The following is a 1,532-nucleotide window of genomic DNA, read 5'->3' as shown; positions in this document are numbered from 1 at the left end:
ACCACGAACAGGATCACGGCGATGGCGACCGCGCCCATCAGCGCGGCGATGGCGCCCACGGTGGCGCGGGCGCCGAGCCGCTCGGCGAGCGGCGGGACGATCAACGCCGCGATGCCCATGCCCAGCGGAGTCGAGATCTGCCGGATACCCATGGCCAGGCCGCGCTCCCGCCGGGAGAACCAGCCCATGACGACCCGCCCGCTCGCCGCGAACACCGACGCGCCCGCCGCGCCGGCGAGCACGAACATCGCGCCCAGCGCGGGCGCGCCGTGGGTGGCCCGCGCGGCGACGAGCAGCAGCGCCGAGCCGAGCAGCCCGCTGCCGAGCACGACCCGCTCGCCGTAGCGGTCGGCGAGCGCACCCCAGCCGATCAGGGCGAGGACCAGCCCGATCGTCGGGCAGGCGACGACGACGCCGGCCTGCGCCAGGGACAGGTGCTCCGCCGACCGCAGCCGCGGAACGAGATACGGGATCCCATAGACGAACACGCAGGCCGCCGTCTGCGCCCCGGTGCCGAGCGCGAGCATCAGCCACCGCAGGTTCCCGGTTCCATCCGCGGGCTCTCCCGACCGCCGCACTGGCGCCACCGCCTTCCCCCACCCGCCTGTCGTCTCATAATTTGAGACGACCGTCCCTCTAGTTGGGACGATAGCTCAGGGCGGGGCATGCCGGCTGCCGTTGTGGCGAATCACCGGCCGGGCCGGGATCGGTCGCGCCGACCCCGGCCCGGCCGCTGGTGCGGCGCGGCTGGCTCAGGCGTCGGCGACGAGCTTGCCGGCGTTGGCCCAGCTGTCGGTGGGGACCTCCTGAATCCACACCTGGACCGTCTCCGCCGGGATCTGGTACGCGTCGACAAAGGCGTCGGTGATGCGCTCCACGAGCGCACGCTTGAGTTCGACGGTGCGCGGGCTCTGCTGAACGGTCACGATCGGCATGGCAGACCTCCGGTCTGGGGGTGGACGGGACTGTCGTCGGCCTGGGCCACCGGCCCCGCCGACAGGTTCCAGTCCACCCCGGCGCGGTCACGGCGCCCACGCGCGTTCCGCCATCGCCACCATCACGAATCGTGATGGCCGGCCGCCGCCGCGCAGGCGTCGAGGAGCAGCGGCAGGTACGGCGTCGGTGCCGCGGCCCGCACGCACACCGCCGTGATGACCGACAGTCCGCCGCCGCGCAGCGGGCGGAACGCCACCCGCGGTGCGTGCAGCCGCTCCGCGTGCGCCGCGTAGAGCACGGTCCACAGCGGCCGGCCCGAACCGATCGCCGCGAGGGTGTCCTCCAGGGAGCCCGTCGCCTTGTCCGGCTTCGGCTGGAAACCGGCGTCGGTGCAGGCCTGGACGACCAGATCGACGAGAACGGGGTTGTGCCGGCGGGCGACCAGCCGCAGCGGCAGGCCGGCGAGATCGCGCAGCGCGACGTCGGCCCCACGTCCCAGCTCGTGGCGGGCCGGCAGCGCCACGACCAGCTGGTCCCGCCACACCGGGACGGCACGCAGCGCCGGGCCGGCGGCGGTGCCGCGCACGAAGGTGGCG

3 protein-coding genes are annotated in these 1,532 nt (G+C 74.5%); all 3 read right to left on the bottom strand.

What is annotated here, in order from left to right:
• Positions 1-527: MFS transporter (locus MXD58_RS27325; protein ID WP_250610888.1), on the bottom strand; the 527-nt coding region annotated here is incomplete at its 3' end.
• Between the two features lie 225 nt (positions 528-752).
• Positions 753-1,007: a 4-oxalocrotonate tautomerase DmpI gene (gene dmpI / locus MXD58_RS27320; RefSeq protein ID WP_284678917.1), complete on the bottom strand. Its 255-nt coding sequence runs from the start codon at positions 1,005-1,007 to the stop codon at positions 753-755.
• Positions 1,008-1,057: 50 nt separating this feature from the next.
• Positions 1,058-1,532 (bottom strand): LysR substrate-binding domain-containing protein (locus tag MXD58_RS27315; RefSeq protein ID WP_250610887.1); only part of this gene is annotated, 475 nt, incomplete at its 5' end.

The organism is Frankia sp. AgKG'84/4, assembly GCF_023242965.2.
Taxonomy (GTDB): Bacteria; Actinomycetota; Actinomycetes; order Frankiales; family Frankiaceae; genus Frankia.
The sequence above is the reverse complement of the archived record's forward strand: the minus strand, read 5'-3'. Positions and strand labels throughout refer to the sequence as shown.